This window comes from Thermocrinis jamiesonii, from assembly GCF_000702425.1.
GTDB classification, from domain to species: domain Bacteria; phylum Aquificota; class Aquificia; order Aquificales; family Aquificaceae; genus Thermocrinis; species Thermocrinis jamiesonii.
The window spans coordinates 20,577-28,573 of sequence record NZ_JNIE01000008.1; the positions used below are offsets into that span (position 1 = coordinate 20,577).

Here is a 7,997-nt window from a genome sequence, read left to right on the forward strand (position 1 = left end):
ATGCGGTTTTCTAAACTGCAAGGATCGGGTAACGATTTTGTAATCATAGACAACAGAGATAAAAAGGTAGAGGAGTTTTTGAAGGACTTAAACCTTGACATAAAAGACTTTGTCAAAAGGGTATGTGCCTTTCACACCGGCGTTGGTGCGGATGGGTTAATACTCATAGAGAATCCAAAGGACAAAAATAACGACTTTAGCTGGAGGTTTTTTAATGCGGACGGTTCTGAGGCAGAGATGTGTGGTAATGGTTCGCGCTGTGCGGTTAGGTTTGCCTTTGAAGAGGGTATAGTGGGAGAATACGTTCGCTTTGAGACCTTAGCTGGGGTTATTCAAGCCTTTGTTTTGGAAAAGGGCAGAAGAATAAAAGTCCAGCTTACCCAACCCAAAGACTACAGAGAGGTAGTTTTGGATGTGGATGGTCAGAGGATAGAAGGGAGTTTTATAAACACCGGAGTGCCTCACTTTGTAGTTTTAGTAGATGATGTGGAAAAGATTGATGTGATTAAACTGGGCAGATTGATCAGATTTCATCCAAGCTTTCAGCCTAAGGGAACTAATGTAAATTTTATCCAACCTATAAGTTTTAACAGCATAAAGATAAGGACCTATGAGAGGGGTGTAGAAACAGAAACCTTAGCCTGTGGGACAGGTGCCACAGCATCTGCATTAGTTGCTTACAAAAAAGGCATTGTTTCTACAAAACCTGTGGAGGTTAAAACCCGCAGTGGGGAAACTCTTAACATAGACTTTGACGAGCATTTAACGCAAGTGTTTTTGGAGGGTAGCGTAGTGAGAGTGTTTGATGGCTTTTTGCGGAGGGAATTCTTTGAATGTTAAAGAAAAGAATACTCATACGGGTTATTCTGTCCTTCTTGATAACATTTTTTCCAACAGCATTCTTAATATATTTCGTATTTCAGAGAATAAGTGAAGAAGCATTGATTAAAGAAAGGGATACTCTATACAACAATTTTAGAACTTTGCTTAAGCACGAAGAACGTAATATAGAGTTAGCTAAATCTAAAATAATTCAAGGTAAAGATGATTACTATATATTGTTAAGAGTAGATGAGGAATGCGGTGGGATACCGCACTACAGGATTACAGACGGAGGACTTTATTACGGTAAGAAAATCTTTTTGGATGAAGATTGCTATTTTTTGGGTATAAATTTTAAAAAGCTTTTAGAATTGATGGAAGAATTAGACTACGTTGAATGGTTGCTTTACTACGATAGATCTTACATTGATAGGCTACCACAGGAACTTTTAGATAGGTTTGTCAAGGATAAGTTGTTTAAAGACGATCTAATAATAGCAGGCTTTTCTGATGAATCGGTTCTTAATGTGCCATTTAAGGTAGGTGGATACTTGGTTTACGGAACTGGTCTAAAAAAAGCTCTGTTAGTAGAATTTCCACTTTTTGAAGAAAGTGGTTATCAGTTTGGGCAGGTGTTGTTTGTGAAGGACGTTTCTCACATATACGCAAACTTCTACACTTTGATGGGTGTGCTTGTTGGTTATTCTTTCGTGTTATCATTGCTATCTTCTTTCTTACTCTACAAGTTTTCCGAGGATTTAATAGTCAGAATAATAAAACTCCAGGAGTTTTCCAATAGGATTAAAATGGGGGATTTTTCTAAAATAGAGCCCTTTGAAACTTCCAAAAAAATGGACGAACTTGACCATCTGAGAAACAGCTTTATAGATGCTGCTTCAACCATAGGCAATCTGCTTTCTGAGCTTGAAGCCAAGAACAAACAACTTCAGGAATTGGCTTATTATGATTCACTTACCGGTTTGCCAAACAGAAGGTTCTTCTTTGAACACGCCAATTTGATCTTTGAAGAGGCAAAAAGGTATGGGAAAAAGCTGTCTCTCTTGATCATTGATATAGACCACTTTAAAAAGATAAACGACACTTATGGACATGACGCTGGAGATGTAGTTTTAAAAGTCTTTGCAGATGTGCTTAGAAGTGTGGTAAGGCAGTCTGACATTTGTGCAAGAATGGGAGGGGAGGAGTTTGCTGTGCTTTTGCCCAATACAGGTTTAGATGGAGCAAAGATATTAGCCGAGAGGATAAGAAGTGCGGTAGCAAATAGACCCGTGGAGTATGGTCATACAGTGATTTTAGTTTCTATTAGCATAGGAGCGTCTGAATTTAGAAGTGGTATGGAGAGTATAGATGATTTAATAAAAGAGGCAGATATTGCCCTTTACAAGGCAAAGGAAGGGGGAAGGAATAGAGTAGAAGTTTTTACTCCCGATAAAACAGGGGAGTTTCAAACTTAGGATTTCCCAAACTCCTCAGCATACCCATCTTTATAACCCTTACCACCTCTGGCGAAAAGTTTCTGTCTTTTTGATTTATAAAGTGATGGAACAAAACTCCAGAAGCCTCTAAGCCCAAGCCTCTATCCTTCATTATGTGCTCCCACGCTTTATCTTTTAAAAAGGCATTTCTTTGGTTTAGCCTTTTAGTTTTTGGTTGCCCTACAAATTGGTATCCGCATACCCTACCTTCCTTCAAAAATACTTTAATCAGATACTGCTCGTATTCAAAGACCATTGAACTTTCTGCGTCTTCAAACACTCCTCCACTGCCCGCTGGCACAGAACGAGTTTTTACCGCATTATAATCCACCAAACCAGAATGCTTTACCTTTAGACCTGCCATGTTGTAGCCTGCCACTGCTCCCCCTTGCTGAGCAGGTGGAAAAAGGGCGATCCACCTTTGTCTGCCCCATGCATCAATTCCAGAGCATATGTCTCCAGCGGCGTAAACGTCTTTGTCTGATGTTTGCTGATACTCATTCACAAGTATTCCACCTACAACCCTTCCAGTCCTTTCGTCTATGTGGATCTTTATGTCCGTATTTGCTACCAAATGCGTCCTTGGTCTAACGCCTGTGGAAAGGATAACCAAATCTGCCCTAAGGAACTTTCTTCTATCACTGCCATTTTGAACTATTTCTACTGCCTCTACCCAACCGTCCTCCCCGTGTATTGCTAAAACCTGATGGTTTAGGTAAAACTCTATACCCTCCTCTTCTTCAAGGATTTTCATGTATCTGTCTGCCATGTATTTGTCCAGCATTCTTGGGAGAACTCTGTCAAAAAACTCCACTACAGCGACCTGAATGCCCATACTCCTTAGAGTTTCTGCGTCCTCCACACCTATGGGACCCGCTCCTACGATCACAACCCTTTTTACCCTTCCAGATAGAACCAAATCCCTTATCCTTTTGGCGTCGTCCAAGTTTTTTGCAGTGGTAACACCACCCAATTCTCTTCCGGGTATGGGTGGGACAAAGGCGCTTGCACCCGCAGCCAAAAGACACTTATCGTAAGATATCTCCTCCCCACCTTTGACTATAACCACCTTTCTTTTGTTGTCTATGCCTACCACCTCTTTGTTTGGTCTGAAATCTACCCTCATGCGCTCATAAAACTCATATCCCCCTTTGTAAAACAGTGCTTGATCCGAAATGTCCCCCCTAATTACGTTCTCCATACAGTTTGGTGCGTAAGTTGGGTAAGGCTCGTCCGAAAGGACTATTATGTCTGACTCTTTATCCACCTGCCTAAAGGCTTCAATAGCGGAGGCTGCTGCAGGACCATTGCCTACTATTACAACTCGCATAGTATAATAATAAATCATAGGCGGTGTAGCTCAGTTGGTTAGAGCGGGGATCTCATAAGTCCCAGGTCGGAGGTTCGAGTCCTCCCACCGCCATTCATTCCACACTTATCCTTTTCTGAATCTGATACATCCTTAGGATCTCCTCTACAGTATTGGCGTCCTCTGGCCTTTTGTCTAACCTTACAAAACCAACAGCCCTTGGAAATCTCAAGGCGTATCCGGGTTCATCCCCTGTCTTTCCTGCGGTGTGCAAAGGCGAGCGGGTTATTTCATCTGCGGATACGGTTATCACGTATTTTGGTTCCACCCATACATCGGGCGTTATCAAAGAATCAACCCTTGCGTGTTTGTGATCAAGCTTAATCTCATCCAACATCTTTTTTAGACTTATCCACTCTTCTTCTGAAAAGCCCGAACCCACTTTGCTAACGGTCTTAAACGTATCGGAAGAAGGATCATACACTGCGGTTAGCAGTGCTCCTATGCCCAGTTCTGCCCTTGCTCCCCTTCCGTAGAAATAGCCCACTATGACCACATCTACGGTGTCCGCAAGTTGTCCCTTATAGCTTCTCTTTAGCTTTACCCAGTTGAAGTTTCTTGAGCCTGCGGTGTATGGTGCATCAAGCCTTTTTCCCATAATTCCCTCTAAGCCTCTAAGAATAGCATCTTCAAAAAACTCCTCCACCTCCTTTGCAGATTGGACTATTCTTAACTCTGAAAGCTCAAGGGTATTTCCAAAAGTTATTAGATCTTCTAACTTTTTCCTTCTGTCTATGAACGCCTTAGTGGTGTAATCTTCTCCATTCAAATACAAAAGGTCAAAGCAAAAGAGTTTTAGCGGATACTCCTTTGAGTATTCGTAAATGTTGTATTTTCTCTTCCTTTGTATGGTTATCTGAAAGGGATAGAACTCTCCCGTTTGTTCATTTACAGCCAATGCTTCTCCTTCTATGATCAACTCATCAGCGTCAATCTTTGTGATGGCTTGCTTTATTTCAGGGAGCATTTCAGTCATAGGCTCTAAGTTTCTTGAGTATATATAAACTTCCTCACCCTTTTTGTGAATTTGGAGTCTAAAGCCATCGTATTTTGCCTCAACGGCGCATTTGCCCAACCTTCTTATTAACTCTTCTGCACTTGCTACCCTTTCTGCCAAAGCCATGCGTATAGGATAACCGGGCTGTATCTTAAATTCTGCCAAACCTTGTAGACCTTTCTGCGCAAGAGTTTTTGCTACCAAGCCAAGATCAGAACAAAGATTGTAAGCTCTTTCTACCATCTGTTTATATTCCCTTCTGCCTAACAGAAGAGCCAGGGCTTCTATGATCGTAGCCTCTCCCACACCCAAGCGAAGGTTCCCAACTATGATTCTTACCACAAACTTTGCCTCTACGGAAGATAAAGCCCTTAGTAGGTTGATAAGCAACATAACCTTGTCTAAGGTTCCCTTAGCCCTTGCTATACTATACAACTCTTCATAAACCTGAGAAACACTCAAACCCTTCCCTTCCCTTTTTAACACCTCCAAAGCTACTTTTCCCACATCTCCCAAGTCTTTGTAAAGCTTTTGGATACTGCTCAGCTTCAAACCGCAAGCCTTGGACAAAGCTTCCATTACCAACTTTTCGGACACGCCAAACTCTAAACCCCTGAAGGAAGGCACGAGTTCTCCCATAGTCAAATAGACCACTTTATCTATTTCTTCTTTGTCTGCCTTAGAAAAAAGTTCGTAGAGTATTTGGGACATTTCCAGCCTGCTGGTAGTTCCCTCAAGTCTTTCAAAAAACTGTGCAAGCTCTAAAAATTTCACCATTATAATTTTAAAGGATGGCGGAAAAGGATAAAAAAGTGATGGAAATAGACGAGATAATGCAAATACTTCCTCATCGCTATCCACTGCTGTTGGTGGACAAAATCATTGAGCTTGAGCTTGGAAAGAGAATAGTGGGTTTAAAAAACGTATCCATCAACGAGCCTTACTTTCAGGGACACTTTCCCGGCTTTCCCTTAATGCCCGGCGTATATATTCTTGAAGCGCTGGCGCAGGTGGGAGGAATACTGATGATTAAGTCTTTGGACTTGGAAATAGGAAAATACGCTGTGGTTTTTGCAGGCATAGATGAAGCAAGGTTTAAACGACCTGTGTATCCCGGAGATCAGCTTGTGCTTGAGTTGGAGGCAGTTTCTCTAAAAAAGAGCCTTTCCAAAATGAAGGGTATTGCAAAGGTTAATGATCAGTTAGTAGCAGAGGCAGTGCTTTACGCCTCCGCAAGGGAACTGTCCCAACTCAAAAGGTAGATCCTACTTTCTGAAGAATCTTTTAATTCTCTTTAGCAATCCTCCAAACCTTTTGTTAATTTCCAACCTCAACTCCTCCGCCAGCATTCCCAACTTTCCGGAAACTTTGGATAACACAGACTTGTCTTTTACCCTGTCTCCTTCTAAAAATTCTTTAAGCAGTTCGTTGGTTTTTTCCACAGCCTCTAAGAACCTTCTAAGCTCTTTTTCGTTCTCAAAGTCTACACTGTTCAGACGCTTTTCCACACAAACCAATATGCCTTCCAATGCACTGTCAAAGCTTGCGTTGGCAGACTTGCTGTCAGCAAATTGGGTTAGCAGTTCAAGTAATTTAGATCTTAGCCTAAAACGATAGTCTTCCAGATGATAGGCAAAGGGCTCTTTATTTTCTATGTTTTCAAGAAACTCTTCAACTATTAGAACGACCTTCTCTTCTACGCTTAAAATCCTTTCCATGTTTTAGTCCGTTTCGGTGTGATGTTCTTCTCCTGTAGGTGCTTTCTTTCCTTCCTCAAGATCGTAAAATCTTCCTTCCAGCTTTTTCAAGATCTTTGGTAGTGTGGTGTATTCCATCTCTTCCGAAGGTAGTCTATGAGGTTCAAATATGCCCTGCCTTCTGAGGATGTCCGCAATAATTTGGGCTTGCTCTCTTGCCTTATCAAAGGCTGGATCATCAAAGAGGTCCCTTGGTCCTATGAGCTTGCCTTGGGCTATTTGATACCCTGCCGCTATAACCCTTGGTGGTCCATCAAACCTGGTGGGCGTAGCTTGTTTGAATGAAACGGGCATTATGGGTCCGTTGTGGGATCCTCTCATCCAACCTTCCACTATCCAGGGTCTTGCAAAGGGTTCCAAAATCTCACCTACTGCCGGAAAACCTGACTGAGCCCTAACTATCATAACAGGATCGTCCTTACCCACATACTTGCCCGCTATAAGGGATAATCTTTGGGTGGATGCTACTGCGGCGATCTCACCGTCTGAATTTCTCCAAACGCTCTTTATGGCATACCTTCCCACAGAGCCTATTAAAGCCAAAAGATCATAAAGCTCTGCAGGCGTAGAGAGTCTAACAGCCTTTCCTGTGAATGTATCCAAAACTTCAAAGGTAAATCCCTCGTGCATCTTTGGATCTATTACCAGTCCTGCACATACCATAGGATCTGCAAACATCTCGTAAAGCGGTAAATTCCACGCACTTGGTGAGGTTTTGTCCGCAAAGAAAACTATAACGGGCTCAGAAGGTCTTTCTTCAAACTCCATTTCCGCCACGCCCGGTCCCATACCTTTTACGTTTCCAGAAAAGGTATCAGAAAGTAAGTCCTGTCCCGCTCCGTAAAGCTTTAACTTTTTGGAAATCTCCGTGCCTGCTTCAAAAGCCCTCCAAGCTATACCATGAACCACTTCGCTATCCACCCCATGCTGATGGGTCATCACCAAAGCTATGTCGTCTCCACACACGAGGGTCTGACAGTCTATGAGATTGCCTTTTTCCACCTCTGCCAAACCTATCTCTTTTACCTTTTCCAAAACTTCGGGATGAACACCAGAGTGTCCTACAAACCCCCCTATGTCTGCCTTTATCACGCTTAACGTTATCTTCACGGAACTACCTCCTTCTGTTTTTTTCTATTATAAACCACATTAAGGCTATAATTAAGGGCTTAATCTATACGCAGGGTTATACCTTACGTATGAGTGAGTATGCATTAATTTTAAGATAATATACGTCGGGTGAGAAATTAACTAAGCACATAGCTTTTTCTGAAGAAGCTGTAGCCAATAGCATATCCATAAAGGTAAGCCAAAAGTGTTATACCCTTCCTCCACCTGCTGATGTAATTGAAAACCTTTATCTGTGAGTTCACACCTTCCACAGCCTGTCTTATGCTCTTGCTTTCTTTCCTCTCACAAACTACTACATGCTCACAGCCCCTATAACCCTTATCCCCTATAACTTCAAAAGTTTCTACCAAAAACCTAAACCACTTACTCTTACTCTTCCTTAACCTAAAAGACTTAACTTCATTATAGCTCGCTGGATGAAACCA

7 protein-coding genes, 1 tRNA gene and 1 pseudogene are annotated in these 7,997 nt (G+C 42.0%); 4 read left to right on the forward strand and 5 right to left on the reverse strand.

What is annotated here, in order from left to right:
* Positions 1–840, forward strand: coding sequence for a diaminopimelate epimerase (gene dapF, locus K217_RS0107240; protein WP_029552451.1), 840 nt, complete (start codon positions 1–3; stop codon positions 838–840).
* Entirely contained in the window at positions 834–2,297 is a 1,464-nt protein-coding gene (locus K217_RS07580; RefSeq protein WP_052178134.1) for a GGDEF domain-containing protein, read from the forward strand. The genes dapF and K217_RS07580 overlap by 7 nt, the downstream gene beginning before the upstream one ends.
* Here K217_RS07580 and K217_RS0107250 read toward each other — a convergent pair.
* Entirely contained in the window at positions 2,263–3,648 is a 1,386-nt protein-coding gene (locus K217_RS0107250) for an NAD(P)/FAD-dependent oxidoreductase (RefSeq protein ID WP_029552453.1), read from the reverse strand. The two genes, K217_RS07580 and K217_RS0107250, sit on opposite strands and share 35 nt — an antisense overlap.
* Before the next feature lie 19 nt (positions 3,649–3,667).
* Between K217_RS0107250 and K217_RS0107255 the strand changes: the two genes are divergently transcribed.
* Positions 3,668–3,741, forward strand: a tRNA-Met gene (locus tag K217_RS0107255).
* A gap of 1 nt (position 3,742) precedes the next feature.
* Here K217_RS0107255 and K217_RS0107260 read toward each other — a convergent pair.
* Complete coding sequence (locus K217_RS0107260) at positions 3,743–5,461, reverse strand: ATP-dependent DNA ligase (RefSeq protein ID WP_343122412.1); 1,719 nt, start codon at positions 5,459–5,461, stop codon at positions 3,743–3,745.
* Between the two features lie 38 nt (positions 5,462–5,499).
* Here K217_RS0107260 and fabZ point away from each other — a divergent pair, with 38 nt between their 5' ends.
* Entirely contained in the window at positions 5,500–5,946 is a 447-nt protein-coding gene (gene fabZ / locus K217_RS0107265) for a 3-hydroxyacyl-ACP dehydratase FabZ (protein ID WP_029552455.1), read from the forward strand.
* A 3-nt stretch (positions 5,947–5,949) separates the two neighbouring features.
* On the opposite strand, the gene K217_RS0107270 is transcribed toward fabZ, so the two are convergent.
* From K217_RS0107270 to K217_RS07795, 3 genes and pseudogenes are all read right to left on the reverse strand, one after another.
* The gene (locus K217_RS0107270; RefSeq protein ID WP_029552456.1) at positions 5,950–6,402 is read right to left on the reverse strand and encodes a hypothetical protein; all 453 of its coding nucleotides are present in this window, start codon (positions 6,400–6,402) and stop codon (positions 5,950–5,952) included.
* A 3-nt stretch (positions 6,403–6,405) separates the two neighbouring features.
* On the reverse strand, positions 6,406–7,551 hold the full coding sequence (gene fbp, locus K217_RS0107275; RefSeq protein ID WP_029552457.1) for a fructose-1,6-bisphosphate aldolase/phosphatase: 1,146 nt from the start codon (positions 7,549–7,551) through the stop codon (positions 6,406–6,408).
* Between the two features lie 137 nt (positions 7,552–7,688).
* Positions 7,689–7,997 (reverse strand): annotated as a pseudogene (locus K217_RS07795) (hypothetical protein); the annotation flags it as partial.